We start from the raw sequence: 20312 nt of genomic DNA, 5'->3' as shown, positions 1-20312 counted from the left end.
TTGGGCAACGCCGGTCAATCGCGGCTCGACTTGCCGGTCCTGCCCACAAAGGCTTCCTTCACAGCGCACAGGTTCGGAAACCGACAAAGATGTCATCGCGCTCCGGCAACAGGAAGCCCCGGAAACGCGGGTGACGGGTGCGTTGCGGCGTATGTGCCGCGGCGCCCCGCACCGCCTGCATCGTCATGAAGTGCGGCGCCGAGAGGCTCGCCACACGGCCTCGCGGCATGCCCGGCACAAAATCCGGATACGGCTCGAACGGCGACGACGTCCACTCCCACACCTGCCCCCAATGAAAGCCGGCCCTGCCCTGCACCGCGGCCATCTCCCATTCGTCTTCGGTCGGTAAGCGACGGCCGGCCCAGCGACACCACGCCTGGGCTTCGTACAGGCTTACATGGCGCACGGCTTCATCCCGGTTGATCGTACGCGCTTGACCGTAGCGCAGTGCCTGCCAGGTACGCGTGGCGGGATCGCGCTGCCAACCCAGCGGCGCCGAACGCTCCTGCATCATCAGCCACTCCATGCCGGCCGGCGACCACCACTGCGGATGGTCGTAGCCACGGTCTTCGATGAACTCCAGGTATTGGCCATTCGTGACCGGCTGCGCATCGATCTCGAACGCGGGCACATACGTGCGGTACGGCGGACACTCGTTGTCGAAGAAGAAGCCATCGGCATCGGGCCAGCCCGTCTGGAAACGGCCGCCGGACAACGCCAATGTCTGGGCAGCCGGCACGGCCACGGCGGCCAGCGGTGGCTGTCCAGCGGGTTGCAGGCCCAGTACCTGCAGCAGACCGTGCAGATGTTCGGCGCGCAGGTCTTCGTGGAACACCGCCCAGCGGAACGGCTCCAGCGACGCATCGTCATCGGTGCCGAGCGTGGCCAGCTTACGCAGCACGCGGTCGAGCACGTCATGCGCGTACTGCTTGATCGCGGCAATGCCGGGCAGCGTCAGGTCCCAGCACGCCTCTGGCGGCATGCGATCCATGTCGAAGAACGTGTCGGCACCGTCAAGCGCGGCGGGCAGCGTAGCCTGCCAAAGTGCAAGGTCCCACTCCGTGCCGGCTCCGTCTTCGATGGTGTCGCTGCCATTGCGACGCGGCTCGCGCAGACACCAGAACTCGGCAAACCAGGCCAACTGGCCCAGGGTCCAGAGCGGCGGGGCATGATGTTCCACGCGTTCAATCTGCCAGCCGCGCTGCGTATCGCCAAACGCCGACAACAACGCCAGCGTGCGATTGCGCGCATCGACCAGGCTATGCGCGATGCCCTGGCGAGGCAGGCGGCGGCCGTCGGTCCAGTCGGGAAGCGATCCGATGAAGGTCGGATCGGGGAGCATGAAGAATTCAGCCATCGCGGCAAACCTCGGGCGGGAATCGGTCCATTATCGCACCGGCTTGCCTGGCGTTCTGCCGCCTCGCCTACCTGCCTACGCTCGCGTGGCAGACAGCAAAGTCGCCACCGACATCAGTCCAGGCATGCAGGTCTTCGAAACCGGCATCGGCAAACATCGCTTGCAGACTCGGCAGATCGTACTTGACGGAGTTCTCGGTGTGCACGCGTTCGCCGGCGGCGAAGGTACGCGCGCGCTTGCCCCATTGCACCGTTACATCGCGTAGTGCTTCCAGGTGCATCTCAACGCGGTGCGCCTCGGGGCGGTACAGCGCGACATGGCGCCAATCCCGCACGTCGAAATCTGCGCCCAGGAGGCGATTCAGGTTGCGCAGCACGTTCAGGTTGAACGCTGCCGTCACGCCGAGCGGATCGTCGTAAGCGGCCTCGAGGCGTTGGGCGTCTTTGATGAGGTCGATACCGATCAGCACGCTGTCGCCGGAGGCCGAAGCTTCGCGCAGGCGCGAGAGAAATGCGCCCGCCTCTTCCGGCGTGAAGTTGCCCAGGCTCGAACCGGGATAGAACCACACGCGGCGCCCATCGCCCACGGCATCGGGCAACACCAGCGGTGCACATAGATCGGCGCCGATGCCGACCATCGGCAATTGGGGATGCTGACGCGCGAGTCCACGCAGCGTATCGCGTAGAAAATCCGCCGAGATGTCGATCGCCACATAACGCGACGGCGCGAGCGTGCGGAACAGGCGTGCGGCCTTCTCGCAATTGCCGGCGCCCAGGTCGATCAACGTGGCGCCGCGACCTACGCGCATCGCGATCTCGGCCCCGTGCAGGCTGAAGATGGCGGCTTCGGTGCGCGTCGGGTAGTACTCGGGCAAGTCGGTAATCGCTTCGAACAGACGCGAGCCGAGGGCATCGTAGAAGAACTTCGGGCTGATATTGGCCGCGGGTGAAAGCAGGCCAGCCTCCGCTTCGGCACGCAGCGCAGCATCATCTTCCGTAAAGAGCTGGTAGAAAGTCAGGCCCGCGCCAATGGCGTCGACCGTGGGCTGGGGCTGGATCAGACGAGCCAGCGCGCGGCGGGCATAGGTATCGGCGGACGGCTTGGTGGCCTGCATGGTGTCTCCCGTTGTGGGTGGAACGGCACGGTGCTGCATGGTCATGAGGGCCATTGACAGCGAGAAATGTGCCATCGCGCCTATGCAATCACCGCACGCCTGTGGCGCGCGGATGAAATTGCAGCGTAGACGCCGCTTTGTGACAGCGCCACCGTTCTTTCGCCGGAGGCTGTCACAACGCGGCATCGCGCTAATCGTAAAAATCACCCGCACCGCTGAAAAAATCACGCACACCGTGCTGCTAGGCCGACGTTGCGTTTTTGCAGCGCACAATCCGCTCGCTGCGATATAATGCGGGCTTCCTCAAAGGGGAGTAGCTCGGGGGTTCTTCAGCCCCAGGCACGATCGTCATGACGAAGCCCACGCTTCCGGTCGTGCCGGCACCAGCAGGTTCCCAACCTGTTCGTGTCGAGCAAGACCTTTGCAACCGGATTTCATGGTCTGCAAAGCGTCTCGCCCCAGCACTCCATGCAGTTCGGTCAATCGATTTTTATTGTTGTTTGACTTGGAGCCACCATGGAATGGTTGTCTGACATCTTCACCATGCAGTTTGCCGCCGCGCTGGCGTCGATCATCGTGATCGACCTCGTGCTTGCGGGCGATAACGCCATCCTAATCGCGCTGGCAGCGCGCAACCTGCCGCCCGAGTTGCAGAAGAAGGCCATCATGTGGGGCGCCGCGGGCGCCATCATTGTGCGTGCGCTAATGACGCTGGCGGTGGTATGGCTGCTGAAGATTCCGGGCCTGATGCTGGTGGGCGGTCTGGCGCTGGTGTGGATCGCGTGGAAGCTTCTGGCTGACGACGGCCAAGGCGGCGATGAGCACGGCACAGGCAGCACCACGCTGATAGGCGCCATGAAGACCATCATCATCGCCGATGCAGTGATGGGCATCGACAACGTGCTCGCCATTGCTGGCGCATCGCACGGCAGCTTCCTGCTGGTGGTATTGGGCCTGCTGATCAGCGTGCCGGTCGTGGTGTGGGGTAGCGGCGTGGTACTGCGCCTGATCGAACGCTTTCCGGTCATCATCTACGGCGGCGCTGCTGTGCTGGCTTATACGGCCGCGCACATGATCGTGGCCGAACCGGTTCTCAAGGCGTTCTTTGCTGCACAGCCGCTGCTTAAGTGGGCAGTGTATGTGGTGGTGTTCGTGGTCGTACTGGGCGGCGGTTGGTTGGTCCAACGTCGCCGCCAACAACCCGCCTAAGCCAGGATCGGCTGACCGGCAAGCACGCGTGCCAGCTTGGCGCGATCAATGTTGCCGCCGGTCAGCGGCAGACCGACGCGCAGGCCCGCAATCCGCTCCCGCTGCTGCCATGCCCCCGCAAGGGCCGCGGCGGCGGCGCCTTCAGCGATGTTGTGCGTGGTGGAAAAGTACAGGCGAATGGCCTCCGCCACTTCGTCATCCGTCACCGCAATGATCTCGTCGACACCGGCGCGGATCACCTCCAGCGCGTTCGCATCCGGTGTGCGGCATGCAAGCCCGTCGGCCAGCAGCGTGGACACCGGCGCCGACACCACGGTACCGCTGGTGAACGACTGCTCGTAGCATCGGGCATGTGCTGACACGACGCCAACGATGCGCGTCGAAAGCCCCAACGCGTCGCGGGCCCGCACTGCCGCGCAAATCCCGGAACCCATGCCGATCGGCACGTAGACCACATCCAACGGCGTGGCCTCAAGAAACTCCAGCCAGTAGCTCGCCACCCCGACCACCAGATCGTCGTGATACGAGGGCACAAAGTGCAAGCCACGTTCACCGGCCAATTGATCGGCGAACTCGCGGCTTGCCTGGAAATCGTCGCCCGCTTCAATGAGCTCTGCGCCGAGCGCGCGCATGGCGGCATTCTTCTCTACGCTATTGCCGTACGGCACGACGATGGTGACGGCCATACCGTTCCCGCGCGCCGCCAACGCAATCGACTGACCGTGATTACCGCGCGTCGCCGCAATCACACCGCGCACCTTTGGCTCACGTTGGCGCAAGGCATGCAGATAAGTCAGCCCGCCCCGCACCTTGAACGTACCCACTTCGGTGTGGTTTTCATGCTTAACCCACACCGCCGCCCCCATCGCTTCCGAGAGCAACGGCCAGCAGTACTGCGGGGTCGGCGCAATCGCCGCATGGACCACGTTGGCGGCTGCGCGAAGATGGCGCAATTCGGCGGCACGGTCCAGCGACGCGGAGGTAGCAATGGGCAGCATGGTGTTTCTCCGGCAGACAGTTTGAAGCGATGGCGCCATCTTGCCAGCCCCGCGCATCTGGCAACATCGACAGTTCTGCGCTTTGTCAGTCCAGCTGTGCCGTCCATTCGACCGGGCCAGTTTCCGGACACTGCCGGTACAGTCGGCGCCGCGCGGCTCACGTTACAATGCGGCTCACCCGATTTCAGACGCCCGCCTCTTCGCCCGCGCTCGCATGAAGCCTTATCTCGACCTGATGCGCCATGTCTACGAACATGGCACCGACAAAGCCGACCGCACCGGCACCGGCACGCGCTCCGTGTTCGGCCACCAGATGCGCTTCAACCTGCAAGACGGCTTTCCGCTGGTGACCACAAAGAAGGTCCACATCAAGTCCATCGTCTATGAACTGCTGTGGTTCCTCCAAGGCTCGACCAACGTGCGGTGGCTGCAAGACAACGGCGTGACGATCTGGGACGAGTGGGCCGACGCCGACGGCGAACTGGGCCCCGTCTACGGCTCCCAGTGGCGCTCGTGGCCGACGCCCAATGGCGAACACATTGACCAGATTGCCGAGCTGATCGCGCAGATCAAGCGCAACCCCGATTCGCGTCGGCTGATCGTGTCCGCCTGGAACGTGGCCGAGATTCCGCGCATGAAGCTGCCGCCCTGCCACGCGTTCTTTCAGTTCTATGTGGCCGACGGCAAGCTGTCGTGCCAGCTCTACCAGCGCAGCGCCGATATCTTCCTTGGCGTGCCGTTCAACATTGCCAGCTACGCGCTGCTCGTGCATATGGTTGCGCAGCAGACTGGCCTCGATGTGGGCGATTTCGTCTGGACCGGTGGCGATTGCCACCTCTATAACAACCACTTCGAACAAGTCGAGACGCAGCTCGCGCGCGAACCGCTGCCGTTGCCGAAACTGCACATCAAACGCAAGCCCGAGAGCATCTTCGACTACCAGTACGAAGACTTTGAGATCGTCGGCTATCAGAGCCACGCTGCGATCAAAGCACCGGTGGCCGTGTAACCGTATGACCATCCTGACGCTCATCGTCGCCCGCGCCCGTAACGGCGTGATTGGCCGCAACAACACGCTGCCCTGGCGGCTTCCCGAAGATCTCGCGCACTTCAAGCGCACCACGATGGGCGCGCCCATCGTGATGGGCCGCAAGACGTACGATTCAATCGGCCGCCCGCTGCCGGGCCGACGCAACATTGTCGTCACGCGCAATGCCAAGCTCGAACTGCCGGGCTGCGAGATCGCATTTTCGATGGAAGATGCGCAGCGCCTGTGCGTCGGCGCCGAGCAGATCTTTCTGATCGGCGGCGCACAGCTGTACGCGGATGCCCTCCCGAGCGCAGACCGCCTGATCGTCACGGAAATCGACGCCGATTTCGAAGGCGACGCGCACTTTCCCGCGCCCGACCCCAAGCTCTGGCACGAAGTCGCACGCGAGACGCACCACGCGGCAGCACCCAACGATTTCGACTATGCGTTTGTTACGTACGAACGCCCGCCATCTGACGAGCAATAATCCCAGCAGGCCATAAAAAAACGCGCTCAGTTTCGAGCGCGTTTTTTATTTCGGCAGTGACGATTTATTCGCCGGCAATTGTCATCTGTTCGATCAAGATCGAGCCAGTTTCCTTCGTACCACGCACGAGCGCATCGGCACCGATGGCGACGATCTGGCGGAACATCTCACCCAGGTTGCCGGCAATCGTGATTTCTTCCACCGGATACTGAATCACGCCGTTTTCAACCCAGTAGCCTGACGCGCCGCGCGAGTAATCACCCGTCACGTAGTTCACGCCCTGGCCCATCAGCTCGGTGACCAACAGGCCCGTACCCATACGGCGCAGCATGCCGGCAAAGTCATCCTCAGGCGTGGTCTTGTCGGAGAACAACGTCAGGTTGTGCGAGCCGCCGGCATTGCCCGTGGTTTGCATGCCGAGCTTGCGCGCGGAATACGTCGACAGAAAGTAGCCCTCCACCACGCCGTTCTTCACCACATCGCGGCGCTGCGTGCGTACGCCCTCCTCGTCGAAAGGCGCGCTACCCATGCCGTTGAGGACGTGCGGGTCTTCCGTGATCTGCACATGCGGCGCGAAAACTTCCTTGCCCAGCGTATCGAGCAGGAACGTCGACTTGCGATACAACGCGCCGCCCGACACCGCCTGCACAAACGCCCCCAGCAAACCCGCCGCCAACGGCGCCTCGAACAACACCGGGCACTTGCGCGTTGTCAGCCGGCGCGCGGACAAACGCGCCAGCGCACGTTCCGCCGCGTACTTGCCGATCGCTTCCGGTGCGGCCAGATCGTCCGGCGAGCGCTTGGATGAATACCAATCGTCGCGCTGCATATGCGCGCCCGAACCGGCGATCGGCGCGGCCGAAATGAAGTGACGCGAATACGGGTAGCCCGCCATGAAACCGCGCGACGTGGCCAACACAAAGTGCGAATGCTGCGCCGAGATGCTCGAGCCATCGCTATTGCGGATCTTCGGGCTTACGGCAAAGGCAGCGGCTTCAGCGGCGCGTGCGATCTCAACGGCGGCTTCCGCATCGATCATCCACGGGTGATAGAGCTGCAGGTCTTGCGGGTGCTTCTCCAGCAGTTCTTCTTCTGCCAAACCGGCGCAATCATCATCGGCGGTGAAGCGCGCAATGTTGTAGGCAGCCTCGACGGTGGACCGCAGCGCCGCCGGCGAAAAGTCTGACGTGCTGGCGTTGCCACGCTTCTTGCCGAGCATGACCGTCACGCCAACAATCTTGTCGCGGTTCTGCTCGATGGTCTCGATCTCGCCCTTGCGCACCGTGACCGACAGGCCTTGGCCTTCGGAGATTTCCGTTGCGGCATCGGAGGCGCCGAGTTCGCGTGCAATGCGGAGCACATCGGTGGCCATCTCCTCGAGCTGCTCGCGGCGGTAGGCAAACACAGGGGCGGTCTTGGAATCGGGCGTTTGAGACATAGGCAATGGAGGGGAGAAACGGGTGCCGGGATTTTGCCAAAAGCGGGCAAGAACTGGCGAAAGCGCCCATCATAGCAAGATACAATGCGCGCCATGAGCCGAGCATCCCGACACAACCCCACGTATCTCCAACCCGTCGTGCGCACCGACATCGGTGACGAGGACGATCCGGATACGCCCAAGAGCAAATCGCAGCGCAAGCGCGAGGTGAATGCCTTGCAAGACCTGGGCACTGCCCTGGAAGCACTGCCCAAGGACAAACTCGCCAAGGTGCCGCTGCCCGAAAAGCTGCTCGACGCCCTGCGCGAAGCCAAACGCACCACCGCCCATGAAGGCAAGCGCCGCCAGATGCAGTACATCGGCAAGCTGATGCGCGCCTTAACCGACGAGGAAGTGGAGGCCATTCGCCGCGTCCTGGCCACCTTCGTTGGCGCCTCGAAAGCGGAAACCGCACGCCTGCATGCCATCGAGCGTTGGCGCGACCGCCTGATCGCTAGCGACGACTCCGTTACCGAGTTCATTGCAGCGCACCCGGATTCCGACGTGCAGGCGCTGCGTACGCTGGTGCGCAATGCACGCAAGGAAGCACAGTTGGCCAAGCCGCCCAAGTCGTCGCGCGAGCTGTTCCAAATGGTCAAGCAGGCCCTGTCGGCCAACGACCGCGACGAAGACGACGCCGATCAACCCGAAGCCGAAGACGACGAAGCATGACAGCCCCCGCCCCCTCCGCGCCGATCACCCGTCATCACGCCGACGAACTGATCGTTGGCTTCGTGTCGATTTCGGACCGCGCCTCGGCCGGCACGTATCAGGATGAAGGGATTCCCGCGCTGCGGGACTGGTTTGGCACCGCGCTCTCATCGCCATGGCAAGGGGTGGAGCGGCTGATTCCGGATGATCAAGCGGCGATTGCCGAAACACTGATCGACCTCGTCGACCATGCTGGCTGCGATTTGGTGCTCACCACGGGCGGCACCGGACCGACGCGTCGCGATGTGACGCCCGAAGCCACGCTGGCCGTCGCCACCAAGGAAATGCCAGGTTTCGGCGAGCAGATGCGCCAGATCAGCCTGCATTTCGTTCCGACGGCGATTCTGTCGCGTCAGGTGGCGGTGATCCGCGAAACGCCGTCGCGCGCCACGCTGATCATCAACCTGCCCGGTCAGCCGCGCGCCATCAAGGAAACGCTGGAAGGCTTGAAGGATGTGGAAGGCCGCGCCACGGTGCCGGGCATCTTTGCGGCCGTGCCGTACTGCATCGACCTGATCGGCGGCCCGTATGTCGAGACGCACGACAGCGTGGTGAAGGCCTGGCGGCCCAAGCACGCTGTGCGCGCAAAACCCCTGCAGGTTTAACGCTTACGGGGCCACCGAAGACGCCAGCGCTTCAGCGTCCGGCGTTTGCGGCACGTCGCGGATGAAGTGCTCGCGGTAATAGCGCAGCTCTTCGATCGACTCGATGATGTCTGCGAACGCCGTGTGCCGCTGGTGCTTCGTAAAGCCCTTGGCAATGGCCGGCTGCCAGCGCTTGCAGAGTTCCTTGAGCGTGGAGACGTCCAGGTTGCGGTAGTGGAAGTACTCCTCGAGCTTGGGCATGTAGCGCGCCATGAAACGGCGGTCCTGGCAAATAGAGTTGCCGCACATCGGCGACTTGCTCTTCGGTACCCACTTCTTGAGGAACGCCAGCAGTTCGGCTTCCGCTTCCGCTTCGGTCGTGGTCGACGCCTTGACCTTGTCAATCAGCCCCGAACGGCCGTGCGTTCCCTTGTTCCAGGCGTCCATGCCGTCGAGCAGCTCGTCGGACTGATGAATCACCAACACGGGGCCTTCAGCGAGGATGTTCAACTCCGAATCCGTCACCACCACGGCCACTTCGATGATGCGGTCGTTTTCGGGGCTCAGGCCGGTCATCTCCATGTCGAGCCAAACGAGGTTGTTATCGCTCTTGGCGGCAACGCGGTTGGCGGGCGAGGAGGATGCAACGGACGAAACAGGGGTACTCACTGGGGTGCTCACTCAAGGGCCTTGAGAAAATGACTGAAGGCTATAATTTTCGCATATCTGATAGGTGTTTCCCCACATGCCCGCCTTTACCGCTGTATTCCTGATCGCCCTTGTACTGATGTCCGCCGCGCGCCTGTGGCTGGCCGCGCGGCAAGTCCGTCACGTGGCGCGTCACCGTGATGCCGTGCCTGCGCAGTTCGCCGAGTCGATCACGCTGGACATGCACCGCAAGGCCGCGGACTACACCATCGCCCGCACCCGTCTGGCGATGCTGGAAGTGCCGGTTCAGGCCGCCCTGCTGATCGCGCTGACGCTGTTCGGCGGACTGAACTGGGTCAACCAGGCATGGCTGGGCGTGTTTGGCCCCGGTTATGCGTATGGCGTGGCGCTGATCGCATCAGTCATCGCGATCAGCAGCGTGATCGAGCTGCCGTTTTCGCTGTACGGGCAGTTCGTCGTCGAAGAACGATTCGGCTTCAACCGGATGACGTTCAAGCTATGGTTAGCCGACAACCTCAAGGGCTTGGCCATCGGCACCGTGCTGGGTCTGCCGCTGCTGCTGGCGGTGCTCTGGCTGATGGACAAGATGGGCGCGTACTGGTGGCTATACACCTGGATCGTGTGGATGGCGTTCATGCTGTTTGTTCAGGCGATCTACCCGAACGTCATCGCACCGCTTTACAACAAGTTCACCCCGCTGCAGGACGAGGAAATGCGCTCTCGCATCGAAAGCCTGCTCAAGCGCTGCGGCTTCGCCAGCAAGGGCCTGTTCGTGATGGATGGCAGCCGCCGCAGCGCCCACGGCAACGCTTACTTCAGCGGCTTTGGTGCAACCAAGCGCATCGTCTTCTTCGACACGCTGCTCGCCCGCCTGAATCCGTCCGAAATGGAAGCCGTGCTCGCGCATGAGCTAGGCCATTTCAAGCGCCACCACATCACCAAGCGCATCGCCGTGACGTTCGTGCTGAGCCTCGGTGCGCTGGCGCTGCTCGGCTGGCTTATGACGCGCACGTGGTTCTACCTGGGTCTTGGCGTCGCACCCAACCTGTTCTCCGACAACCACGCGCTGGCGCTGATGCTGTTTTTCCTGGTGCTGCCGGTGTTCACGTTCTTCGTCTCGCCGCTGGCGAGCCTGTCGTCGCGCAAGGACGAATACGAAGCGGATGCCTTCGCCGCCGAGCACGCCGACGCCAATCAACTTGTCTCGGCGCTGGTCAAGCTGTTCCAGGACAACGCATCGACGCTCACCCCGGACCCGGTCTACTCAACGTTCTACTATTCGCACCCGACTGCATCGCAGCGCGTGGAGCGCCTTGTGCAGGCTCGCACGGCATGACGCGCGGCAAACCGGGCCGCACCCATAAGCAGGCAGCCACCGGCGAACACGGGCTTGTCATCGCCGCGCACGGGCGCCATTACTTGGTAGAACGCGAGGGCGGCGGCTTCCTGCAATGCTTCCCGCGCGGCAAGCGCAGCGAATGCGCTGTCGGCGATCGGGTGGTCTATGAAGCCACCGCCGTCGACCAGGGCGTCGTCGTACGCGTTGACGAGCGCCGCAACCTGCTCCACCGCTCCGACCAGTTCAAATCGAAGGTGCTGGCAGCGAACCTGGATCAGATCATCATCATGCTCGGCACCGAGCCGAGCTTTTCGGAAGATCTGCTTGGCCGCGCGCTTGTCGCGGCAGAATCCCTCGGCCTCACCCCACTGATCCTGCTCAACAAGATCGACCTGACCGCGCGGTTGGAGACGGCTCGCTCACGCCTGGCCCTCTACCGAGAGCTGGGTTACACGATCGTGGAATTGACCGTCCATGGCGCGCCGGACGCCGCGCACGCCGCGCTCGAACCGCACGTGGCTGCGCGCGCTTCGATCCTGATCGGACAATCGGGCATGGGCAAATCATCGCTGCTGAACCTGCTGATTCCGGGCGTGGACGCGCAAACGCGCGAGATCTCCGAGAAGCTGGATTCCGGCAAGCATACGACCACGTTCACGCGGCTCTATCACCTACCCGCTGAATGGGGCCAGGGCGGCGTGCTGATCGACTCGCCGGGCTTCCAGGAATTCGGCCTGCATCACCTGAGCGAAGGCATGTTGGAACGCGCCTTTCCCGAATTCCGCCCCCGCCTAACCGAGTGCCGCTTTTATAACTGCCGGCACCTGCAAGAACCTGGCTGTGGCATTCTGGGTGCGATGGCCGAAGGCAAGATCGATCCACGGCGGCACCAGCTTTATGCGCAACTGCTGCACGAATCGGAGCAACAGAAGCCTTGGTAGCGGCTTCGTAACACGTTCGGGGGAGCTGGGATGAAGTTGCTGATCAGCAGTTCATCGCTCGGCATGGCGGCACACTGGCAGAACGTGCTGTCTGCAGCCGGCATCCGCACCGAGCTGCGCAACATTTACCTGAGCAGCGTAGCGGGTGATGTTCCGCCGCAGGACTGCGCAGCGCAAGTCTGGCTCGTGAACCCCTCGCAGGAAGCGCAGGCTCAAGCGCTGCTCGATCAAGCGCAGCATCCGCCCACCGGGCCGGCATGGCGTTGCGTGCATTGCGGAGAGAGTCACGAGCCGCAGTTCGCCCAATGCTGGCGCTGCGGCAAAGACCGCGAGGATGCGGCCTGATTGATCGTTCAGCGGCTAGGCGTCGTGCCGCATCAGCCCAGCCACACGGCAATCGACAGCATCGCCAGCAGCAGCATCCACAGCACCACCGCGCGCCACACCAGCCCCACAGCTGACTGCAGCGTGCGGACATTCGGCTCCTGCCCCACTTCCATCGGATAGGCGCCGTCTTCGTCGGCAATGCTGTCGACCGAATCGCGTTGCGCAATGGGCGTACCCAGGCGCACGCCGAGTGCGCCGCCCCCGGCCGCCAGCAGGATGCCATTCACTTCGTCGTTCCACTTGGCAGCGCGGTTGCGCCACGCGTACACGGCATCTTCAAAGTTACCCACGATGGAGAAGCCAATCGCAGTCAGGCGCGCGGGGATGTAGTCGATGACGAAAAATGCCTGACGGGCGAATAGGCCCAGCGCGGGGCTGCGCTCCGTCGACGTGTCGCTCCAGTGGCGAGCGAGGTATTCAGCGCCGCGGTACAGCACAACGCCCGCCGGCCCGATCGGCACCAGGAACCAGAAGAACACGCCAAACACGTGACGATGCGCCGCCACGATCGCGCATTCGAGCGTGTGGCGGACGATCTCGTTGACAGGCATGTCGGTCGTGTCCTGCCCCGACCATTCGTTGAGCAGCAGGCGCGCAGTGACAACGTCATCGCTGCGCAGCGCCTCGTGGATATCGGTGAAGTAGTGGCTGAACTGGCGGAAGCCAAGCGTCAGGTAGACCATCAGCACGTTCCACAGGAACGCCAGCCCAAGGCTGATCGACGACAGGAGGTAGTGCACCAGCGCCACGACTACCACGGCCGGCAGCGTAACCACGCACCAAGCGAGCACGGCATCGCGACGATGGCCCGTGTCGAACCATTCTTCTGCCCGCGCGGCCAGTGCGCGTACGACGTCGTAGATCGGGTTGTCCCGGCTGAGCGCACGGAACTGTTCAAGAATCAGCGCGCAGAGTACGGAGAAAAAAGTCATTGGAAGGGCGTTGCGAAGGCGTGGATCACGCCGTGGAGGCGATGTGCAAGACGATAGCACACAGCGTGCGCGCAACAGCGCACCTTGGGGCTCATATTCGCGCCAACGCTACGCTGCCAGCAGGTGATACAGGTTGCGCAGCATGCCCGCCGTCGCGCCCCAGATGAAGTGATAACCAGCGTCTGGCGCTTGGTCAGATCGCCGATACGGCATCGCGTAGAAACGACGCACACGGTCTTCCCAACGCAGCTCGCGCACTTCGTGGTTGGCTGGGTCCATCAAGAAGGCCAGCGGCACTTCAAACACCTCGGCCACTTCGCTGGGGTCGGGTTGAAGCGTGAAATCGGGCGCCAGCAGTCCGACAATCGGACTCACGTGGAAACCCGTCCCGGTGATGTAGTCAGGAAGGCGACCGATCACCTCAATGTGATTCGCACTGATGCCGACCTCTTCCATCGTCTCGCGCAGCGCCGTGTCGACCATGTCGAGGTCGAAATCTTCCCGCCCGCCGCCCGGAAAGCTGACCTGGCCGGCATGTTGACTAAGCGACGCATTGCGTTGCGTCAGCAGCACCGTCAGACCCACCTCGCGCTGCACCAGCGGCACCAACACCGCCGCCTCGCGCAACTTGAGCGAAGCATCGATCAGGCGGGATTCATCCGTCTGCTCCGGCTGCCAGTCGGGCGGCATCTGCAGCCGTGCGCGTACGAACTCGGCGGTCAACCGCGCGACCTCGAGCGCCGGCAACGATGCCTCGGTCGGCACCACCGGCAACTGCTCAGGATCGAACAAGGGACGGCGCATCGGATCGGAATGAATAGTGATGGGCTAAAAATACATATGCGGTCAATCTTCCGCCGCAAAAGAGAAAAAAGGCACCCGAAGGTGCCTTTTCGCAACGCGCGCAGATTACTCCGCTACGGCTTCCTTGCGCTTGAAGGTCAGCTTCTCCTTGATGCGTGCCGACTTGCCCGAGCGTTGGCGCAGGTAGTACAGCTTCGCACGGCGCACATCACCGCGACGCTTCACTTCGATGCTAGCCAGCAGCGGCGAGTACAGCTGAAACGTACGCTCCACGCCTTCGCCCGAAGAGATCTTGCGAACGATGAACGACGAATTCAGGCCACGATTGCGCTTGGCAATCACGACGCCTTCATACGCCTGCACACGCTTGCGGGTGCCTTCAACGACGTTCACGTTGACGATCACGGTGTCACCAGGGGCGAACGGGGGGATCGTCTTGTTGGCCGTCAGGCGCTTGATTTCTTCCTGCTCGATTTGCTCGATGATATTCATCTTTTTCTCCTAGACCATCATGCCGGCGTTTTGCCTGATCGGTTGACCGCGGCCCCGGTAGAGGATGGGAACTTCATTTGGTCGAACCTTCCGGTGTGGAAGCCTCTGACCCCTTTGCCGTTATCGCCGCGGCAGCGAGGAAGACCTCATCGCTGCGGGACAACAAACCCTGCTTGCGCGCTGCCTCGATCAGATCGGGCCGCTTGCGCATCGTATTCAACAGCGCCTGCTGGCGGCGCCACTTCTCGATCTCGGCGTGGTGACCACCCAGCAGCACATCGGGCACACGCACACCTTCATATTCTTCCGGCCGCGTGTAGTGCGGGCAGTCGAGTAAACCGTTGACGAAGCTGTCTTGCACCGCCGACTGCGCATCGCCCAGCACGCCGGGCAACTGCCGCACTACGGCGTCGATGATCGCCATCGCTGCAATCTCTCCGCCGGAGAGGACGAAATCGCCAAGGCTGATTTCTTCATCTACGCGACGGTCGACCAGTCGTTGATCGATCGCTTCATAGCGTCCGCACAGCAACGTGAGCGCCGGCAGTTGCGCCAGCTCCATCACCCGCTTGTGCGTAAGCGGCTTGCCTTGCGGCGACAGCAACACCACATGCGAAGCCGCCGGCGCTTGCGCTTCATGAATCGCGTCCAGCGCGGCTTCCAGCGGCTTGGCCAACATCACCATGCCTGGACCACCGCCGTAAGGGCGATCGTCCACAGTGCGGTAGTTGTCCGTCGTGAAATCGCGCGGGTTCCAGGTGCGCAACGTGTACACCTGCTGCTTGGCTGCACGGCTGGTGATCCCCCAGTCAGTGAGCGCCCCGAACATGTCCGGAAACAGCGAGACGACGTCGAACTGCATCGCCGAATTCTCCGGCCGCATGTTCAGTAATCCAGACCCCAGTCGACGACGATGCGCTTGCCCGCGACATCCACCGACTTCACGTAAACCTCGACAAACGGCACGAGCCGCTCAACCTCGCCCTCACCGACGATACGCAGGACTTGATGCGCACCGTTGTCGATCAGGCCGCCCACCGTGCCAAGCGTTTCCTGTTGCTCGTTGACGACCGTGGCGCCGATCAGATCGACCCAGTAGAACTCGTCATCGTCCGGCTCGGGAAAATCGGCCCGGCTGACCCACACGGCATAGCCGCGCAGTGCCTCGGCGACATTGCGATCGGGCGCGGCAGGCGAACCCGCCACCACCGTGCCGCTATGCTCACGCGACGTGCCGACGGGAAACACCCGCCAGTCTGCCGACGTTGCCAGTGCCCCAGCAGCCGGCTTGAGCCACCAGGTGCGAGCATTCAGCAGCGCATCGGCATCGCCGTGCAACTGGACCTTGATCCAACCGCGAATACCGTAGGCCCCACCGACATAACCCACCTCGACGAGATCGCCTGGGAGCGTCGGATTGGTGCCTGCGCCCGGGCGCATGGCTTGAAGCCGTTCAGCAACCTTTTGCGAGGTTGCTTGCGTTGCGGCAGCCACAGGACCGGGCCGTGTCGATGCGGCGCGCGTCACAGCAGGAAGTGCTCGGACGGCACCGTCGATCGACGCATGCTAAAACTTAGGCAGCAGCTTTCTTGCCGTTTTGCTTCACCAGACGGGCAACCGTCGGCGACAGTTGTGCGCCCACGCCTTCCCAATAGGTCAGGCGGTCTTGCACGATGCGCAGACCTTCTTCGCCTTCACCGGCGAGCGGGTTGTAGAAACCGACGCGCTCGATGAAACGGCCATCACGGCGGTTACGCGAGTCGGTCGCAACGATATTGAAGAACGGGCGCTTCTTGGAGCCACCGCGGGCCAGACGGATCACGACCATGGATCTATTCCTTGAAAAACTGGGTATGCGTACAGAGAAACACGCAAGTATAGCGCAATTTCTCCGACCAAACAAACACTTAGGCGTAGCGAATGGAGATGCCGGGCGGCACGCGCGGCAAGGACGGTACGTAAAGGCCGCCATTGTGGTCGCAGCTTGGCTTGGTGGAGTGGCTGCGGCGCTCGCCAAGCTCCCCATCGAGACACTCCATGTACCGCCCGGCTTCCGTGTCGAAGTGCTGACCGACGCGATGCCGGCCGCACGTGAAATGGCGCTTTCTCCAGCCGGCATTCTTTATGTCGGGAGCCGCGCCGGCAAAGTCTACGCGATGTCATTGCAGACGCCGAATGCGCCCATCCATGTGGTGGCGTCTGGGCTGCAACTCCCTGTTGGCGTGGCATGGCGTGACGGCAACCTGTATGTGTCTGCGGTTTCGCGTGTGGTGCGGCTCGATGGCATCGACAAACGACTCGGCAATCCGCCCGAGCCCGTGGTCATCAATGACAAGCTGCCGACGGAAACGCATCACGGTTGGAAATTCATCGCATTCGGGCCAGACGGAAAACTGTATGTGCCTGTTGGCGCACCCTGCAATATCTGCCGCCCCGATGAAAACCGGTACGCCAACATCATGCGCATGAACGCCGACGGCAGCGGACTGGAACTGGTGGCGCGAGGCATTCGCAACACGGTCGGCTTCGACTGGCACCCGACCACGCACGAATTGTGGTTCACCGACAACGGCCGTGATCTGATGGGTGACGATGTGCCCGACGACGAACTGAACCGCATCACTCAACCCAATCCGCACTTCGGCTACCCGTTCTGCCACGCGGGCAACATTCCGGACCCGGAATTCGGCGCCGGACACCCTTGCAGCAACTACGTGCCGCCTGCCGCCAAGCTCGGGGCGCACGTGGCGGCGTTAGGCATGCGGTTCTATGCAGCGGGCAGCTTTCCGACGGAGTACCGGAACAACATCTTCATTGCCGAGCACGGCTCGTGGAACCGATCGTCGAAAGTGGGCTACCGCGTCATGCGCGTCGCATTGGACGCTGCTGGCAATGTGACGAAGCAGGAACCGTTCGCGCAGGGCTGGCTGCAAGGCGAACAGGCGTGGGGACGCCCAGCCGATGTGCTCGTGGCACCCGACGGCAGCCTGCTGGTGTCCGACGACTTGGCCGGCGCTGTGTATCGCATCCGCTACACCGGGAAATGACCTCGGCGTCGCCCCTCGCCATGGCAAAGCGTGGACGAAACATCTCGTTACACGGGTAACGTTCGGACAGTGGATGCCTACTGAGTGAAGCCTTACATTGACAAGCATGAACACGCGCTGCCGATCTCTGTTGCACACACCAGAAGCACGCGGCGCGTGGCGCTCTCGAATCCTTGCCCGACAGGAGATAGCCATGCCGATTCGCGCATTGCTTCGCCCCTTGGCGGCAGGCGTTCTGATCGTCGCCTCTGCGGGCGCTGTGGCTGCCAACGCATCGGCGCGTCAAGCCGCCGTCGCCTTTGCAAAATCCGCCCTGCCCGTCTGGACGCAAATGGCACAGACGATGCCGCAGGAGCGTCCGTTGGTGGCGCAATTCTTTGCCGACACGCGTAGTGAGCAGGCCGCCCGCATCCGCGCGCAAATGGAGCGCATGGAGGCACGCGCCCGCGCCGATGATCGCCTCAATGGCCGGGTTCAACCTCGGGATGGCGGCGGCCGCGGCGACTGGCAGCAACAGCAAGAACGCATGCGCCAGGAGCGCGGCAACGGCGACCAAGGTAACTGGCGCGGCTCGCGCCGAGGCTGAGGGACATACGCCGCCGCATTTCGCATCCCGGAACTTGCCGGGGGCACCTGAGTCGGATTGGATGTCACGCGCACACGTTTGGCGTGCCCGTGGCATCACACCAATCACAACGACAACAGGTGCTCTAATGTCATTTCCCCTCCATCGCCACGTGCGGCTTATCCTCGGCCTGATCTGGACCACGGCCTTTATGCTGATGCTCGCTCACCTGCTCTACGGTGAAGTCGGTTCGCGCCATCAAGCACCCCAGCTACAGCAAGACGCGACGGTTTCGATGAGCGTCCCGTCGCTGCGTCCGGTTCCGATTTAGTGATCCTGCCTCTCCTGCCGCAAGCGCTCCGCAGCGTTGCGCGCATCTGGCCGCACTGACGGCCTCTTCTTCCAGTTGCTGATGCATCTTTAGGACGCGCTCCCGGCGCCGCCATTTTGGCTGCGCCGCGGTTGATGTTGGGCGTAGAATGCGCGGCGCTGTCTCTTGCCGTGTGTCCACCGCCCGCTATGCCTACGACCGCTCTCCAGAAAAAATCCAAGCTGTTGACCGTGCTGCTCGCCTTCCTGTTCGGTAGCGTGGGCGCGCATCGCTTCTACCTCAAGGGCGGACGCGATTTCTGGGCGTGGTCGCAAGTGCTTGCCATGGCGCTCGGCGCGATTGGCGTGGCGCTGCTGTGGTCGACGCAGCGTGCGAGCGTCCCGGGCTGGGTCTGCGCAATAATCGGTGGATCTTCAGTGCTGGCGGGCTATCTGTCTGCGCTGGTCTACGGCCTGCGCCCCGACGAAAAATGGGATGCGCAATTCAATGCCGACGGCGCGCCCACACATTCGGGCTGGCCTGTCGTTCTGCTCAGTATCCTCACGCTGATGATCGGCACAGGCCTGCTGATGGCCGGTCTCGCCATCACTTTCCAGACGTATTTCGAAACGCAGGTGCAGGCAGCGAAAGAACTGTCGCAGTAGTCAAAACAAGCTGCCCTGGCGCTCATCGACCGACTTTCGCGGCTTGATGGCGCGCGCCGGAGGTTTGAACTGCGAGGTATCGAGCACCAGTTCGTTGTACCGGTGGTAACTGAAGCCGAGCCTGTCGGCGGTCTTGTAGAAACGCTGCCGCAATAAGTCCGCCCAAATGCCGGTGCCGCGCATGCGCGTGGCGAAATCCGCCTTGTAATCCTGCCCACCGTGCAGATCGCGAATACGGTTCATCACGCGTTGCGCCCGATCCGGAAAATGCGCCGTCAGCCAATCCTGGAACACCGCGTTCAGCTCATTCGGCAAGCGCAGCACGATGTAGCTCGCGTACGTGGCGCCCGCCTCGTGCGCAGCCTCCAGAATCTGCTCCATGTGGTCGTCCGTGATGAACGGAATCATCGGCGCGACGCTGACTCCCACCGGAATGCCCGCCTCGGCCAGCGTGCGAATCGTGCGCAGGCGGCGCGATGGCGTGGCGGCGCGAGGCTCCAGCTTGCGCGCCAGATCGGCGTCGAGCGTGGTGATCGTGACGGCGGCTACGACGAGGTTCTTTGCCGCCATCGGGGCGAGCAGATCGATGTCGCGCTCAATCAATGTCGACTTGGTGATGAGCCCGACAGGGTGATCGCAATCGTGCAGCACCTGTAGCACGTCGCGCGTGATGCGCAACTCGCGCTCGATCGGCTGATACGCATCGGTGTTCACGCCCAGCGCAATCGCCTCGCAACGGTAGCCGGGCTTGGCCAACGTCTCATGCAGCACCTCGGCGGCATTGGCTTTCGCGAACAGCTTGGTCTCAAAATCGAGGCCCGGCGACAACTCCAGATACGCATGCGTGGGCCGCGCAAAGCAGTACACACAACCATGCTCACACCCGCGATACGGATTGAGCGACACCCCAAACGGAATATCCGGCGACTGGTTATGGCTCAGGATCGAGCGCGCACGTTCGATGGAGACGGAGGTCTGGATGCGCGGCGGCGCGTCATCCGGATCGAGGTGCCCGACGAGCGGTTGCCAGCCGTCGTCGACGCGCGTGCGTTCGTCGCGTTCGAAGCGGCCTTGCAGATTGGAAGTGGCGCCGCGCCCCTTGCGAGAGACGTGGCGATCGGACATATCGGACACAGCAGAACAGAATGGATGCGGGGGCTTGCTGATCCTATCGCATCCGCCCCCGCCCCGCTG

The 20312-nt window shown here is 62.9% G+C and carries 24 protein-coding genes; 12 read left to right on the top strand and 12 right to left on the bottom strand.

What is annotated here, in order from left to right; genetic code table 11:
- Positions 1 to 58: 58 nt before the first annotated feature.
- On the bottom strand, positions 59 to 1357 hold the full coding sequence (locus ACCD03_RS04075) for an SUMF1/EgtB/PvdO family nonheme iron enzyme (RefSeq protein WP_413410933.1): 1299 nt from the start codon (positions 1355 to 1357) through the stop codon (positions 59 to 61).
- 67 nt (positions 1358 to 1424) lie between these two features.
- Entirely contained in the window at positions 1425 to 2471 is a 1047-nt protein-coding gene (gene egtD, locus ACCD03_RS04070; RefSeq protein ID WP_413410931.1) for an L-histidine N(alpha)-methyltransferase, read from the bottom strand.
- A gap of 516 nt (positions 2472 to 2987) precedes the next feature.
- Here egtD and ACCD03_RS04065 point away from each other — a divergent pair.
- The gene (locus tag ACCD03_RS04065; protein ID WP_325654068.1) at positions 2988 to 3680 is read left to right on the top strand and encodes a TerC family protein; all 693 of its coding nucleotides are present in this window, start codon (positions 2988 to 2990) and stop codon (positions 3678 to 3680) included.
- On the opposite strand, the gene ACCD03_RS04060 is transcribed toward ACCD03_RS04065, so the two are convergent.
- A complete protein-coding gene (locus ACCD03_RS04060) occupies positions 3677 to 4678 on the bottom strand; it encodes a threonine dehydratase (RefSeq protein ID WP_253536683.1) in 1002 nt (333 codons plus the stop codon). The genes ACCD03_RS04065 and ACCD03_RS04060 overlap by 4 nt on opposite strands.
- A gap of 214 nt (positions 4679 to 4892) precedes the next feature.
- Between ACCD03_RS04060 and ACCD03_RS04055 the strand changes: the two genes are divergently transcribed.
- Both ACCD03_RS04055 and ACCD03_RS04050 read left to right on the top strand, forming a co-directional pair.
- Entirely contained in the window at positions 4893 to 5687 is a 795-nt protein-coding gene (locus ACCD03_RS04055; RefSeq protein WP_045204474.1) for a thymidylate synthase, read from the top strand.
- 4 nt (positions 5688 to 5691) lie between these two features.
- Positions 5692 to 6195, top strand: a complete 504-nt coding sequence (locus ACCD03_RS04050) for a dihydrofolate reductase (RefSeq protein WP_045204475.1) — start codon at positions 5692 to 5694, stop codon at positions 6193 to 6195.
- A 64-nt stretch (positions 6196 to 6259) separates the two neighbouring features.
- Here ACCD03_RS04050 and pmbA read toward each other — a convergent pair whose 3' ends face one another.
- A complete protein-coding gene (gene pmbA, locus ACCD03_RS04045; protein ID WP_045204476.1) occupies positions 6260 to 7633 on the bottom strand; it encodes a metalloprotease PmbA in 1374 nt (457 codons plus the stop codon).
- A 93-nt stretch (positions 7634 to 7726) separates the two neighbouring features.
- Between pmbA and yjgA the strand changes: the two genes are divergently transcribed.
- Together yjgA and mog are read left to right on the top strand one after the other, a co-directional pair.
- Positions 7727 to 8344, top strand: a complete 618-nt coding sequence (yjgA, locus tag ACCD03_RS04040; RefSeq protein ID WP_301288126.1) for a ribosome biogenesis factor YjgA — start codon at positions 7727 to 7729, stop codon at positions 8342 to 8344.
- A complete protein-coding gene (gene mog / locus ACCD03_RS04035; RefSeq protein WP_325654061.1) occupies positions 8341 to 8988 on the top strand; it encodes a molybdopterin adenylyltransferase in 648 nt (215 codons plus the stop codon). The genes yjgA and mog overlap by 4 nt, the downstream gene beginning before the upstream one ends.
- A 3-nt stretch (positions 8989 to 8991) precedes the next feature.
- On the opposite strand, the gene orn is transcribed toward mog, so the two are convergent.
- Positions 8992 to 9636: an oligoribonuclease gene (gene orn / locus ACCD03_RS04030; protein WP_394373621.1), complete on the bottom strand. Its 645-nt coding sequence runs from the start codon at positions 9634 to 9636 to the stop codon at positions 8992 to 8994.
- A 76-nt stretch (positions 9637 to 9712) separates the two neighbouring features.
- Here orn and ACCD03_RS04025 point away from each other — a divergent pair, with 76 nt between their 5' ends.
- Genes ACCD03_RS04025 through ACCD03_RS04015 form a run of 3 tightly spaced genes read left to right on the top strand, consistent with a single transcriptional unit; the run spans position 9713 to position 12261 of the window.
- Positions 9713 to 10972 (top strand): M48 family metallopeptidase, encoded by a 1260-nt coding sequence (locus ACCD03_RS04025; protein ID WP_413410930.1) that lies wholly within the window; start codon positions 9713 to 9715, stop codon positions 10970 to 10972.
- Positions 10969 to 11916: a ribosome small subunit-dependent GTPase A gene (gene rsgA / locus ACCD03_RS04020; RefSeq protein ID WP_413410928.1), complete on the top strand. Its 948-nt coding sequence runs from the start codon at positions 10969 to 10971 to the stop codon at positions 11914 to 11916. Before ACCD03_RS04025 ends, rsgA begins: the two co-directional genes overlap by 4 nt.
- 30 nt (positions 11917 to 11946) lie before the next feature.
- Complete coding sequence (locus ACCD03_RS04015; RefSeq protein ID WP_045204482.1) at positions 11947 to 12261, top strand: hypothetical protein; 315 nt, start codon at positions 11947 to 11949, stop codon at positions 12259 to 12261.
- A 32-nt stretch (positions 12262 to 12293) separates the two neighbouring features.
- On the opposite strand, the gene ACCD03_RS04010 is transcribed toward ACCD03_RS04015, so the two are convergent.
- From ACCD03_RS04010 to rpsP, 6 genes are all read right to left on the bottom strand, one after another.
- Positions 12294 to 13235 (bottom strand): CobD/CbiB family protein, encoded by a 942-nt coding sequence (locus ACCD03_RS04010; RefSeq protein WP_045204483.1) that lies wholly within the window; start codon positions 13233 to 13235, stop codon positions 12294 to 12296.
- Positions 13236 to 13343: 108 nt separating this feature from the next.
- Complete coding sequence (locus ACCD03_RS04005) at positions 13344 to 14039, bottom strand: CoA pyrophosphatase (RefSeq protein ID WP_045204484.1); 696 nt, start codon at positions 14037 to 14039, stop codon at positions 13344 to 13346.
- Between the two features lie 105 nt (positions 14040 to 14144).
- A complete protein-coding gene (gene rplS, locus ACCD03_RS04000) occupies positions 14145 to 14531 on the bottom strand; it encodes a 50S ribosomal protein L19 (RefSeq protein WP_045204485.1) in 387 nt (128 codons plus the stop codon).
- 73 nt (positions 14532 to 14604) lie between these two features.
- Positions 14605 to 15393: a tRNA (guanosine(37)-N1)-methyltransferase TrmD gene (trmD, locus tag ACCD03_RS03995; RefSeq protein WP_413410927.1), complete on the bottom strand. Its 789-nt coding sequence runs from the start codon at positions 15391 to 15393 to the stop codon at positions 14605 to 14607.
- Between the two features lie 23 nt (positions 15394 to 15416).
- Complete coding sequence (gene rimM, locus ACCD03_RS03990) at positions 15417 to 15971, bottom strand: ribosome maturation factor RimM (protein ID WP_325654054.1); 555 nt, start codon at positions 15969 to 15971, stop codon at positions 15417 to 15419.
- 133 nt (positions 15972 to 16104) lie between these two features.
- The gene (gene rpsP, locus ACCD03_RS03985; protein WP_024976244.1) at positions 16105 to 16359 is read right to left on the bottom strand and encodes a 30S ribosomal protein S16; all 255 of its coding nucleotides are present in this window, start codon (positions 16357 to 16359) and stop codon (positions 16105 to 16107) included.
- Between the two features lie 145 nt (positions 16360 to 16504).
- Between rpsP and ACCD03_RS03980 the strand changes: the two genes are divergently transcribed.
- The 4 genes from ACCD03_RS03980 (at position 16505) to ACCD03_RS03965 (ending at position 19118) form a co-directional block, all read left to right on the top strand.
- Positions 16505 to 17578, top strand: a complete 1074-nt coding sequence (locus tag ACCD03_RS03980) for a sorbosone dehydrogenase family protein (RefSeq protein ID WP_325654052.1) — start codon at positions 16505 to 16507, stop codon at positions 17576 to 17578.
- Between the two features lie 193 nt (positions 17579 to 17771).
- Positions 17772 to 18164, top strand: coding sequence for a hypothetical protein (locus ACCD03_RS03975; RefSeq protein WP_325654051.1), 393 nt, complete (start codon positions 17772 to 17774; stop codon positions 18162 to 18164).
- Positions 18165 to 18291: 127 nt separating this feature from the next.
- Entirely contained in the window at positions 18292 to 18474 is a 183-nt protein-coding gene (locus tag ACCD03_RS03970; protein ID WP_045204490.1) for a hypothetical protein, read from the top strand.
- Positions 18475 to 18662: 188 nt separating this feature from the next.
- The gene (locus ACCD03_RS03965; RefSeq protein WP_045204491.1) at positions 18663 to 19118 is read left to right on the top strand and encodes an NINE protein; all 456 of its coding nucleotides are present in this window, start codon (positions 18663 to 18665) and stop codon (positions 19116 to 19118) included.
- Here ACCD03_RS03965 and ACCD03_RS03960 read toward each other — a convergent pair whose 3' ends face one another.
- Complete coding sequence (locus ACCD03_RS03960) at positions 19119 to 20243, bottom strand: PA0069 family radical SAM protein (protein WP_325654049.1); 1125 nt, start codon at positions 20241 to 20243, stop codon at positions 19119 to 19121.
- Positions 20244 to 20312: the final 69 nt, after the last annotated feature.

Source organism: Ralstonia sp. Ralssp135 (assembly GCF_047304345.1).
In the GTDB taxonomy this organism is placed as follows: domain Bacteria; phylum Pseudomonadota; class Gammaproteobacteria; order Burkholderiales; family Burkholderiaceae; genus Ralstonia; species Ralstonia chuxiongensis.
This window is presented reverse-complemented; position numbering and strand designations above follow the sequence as displayed.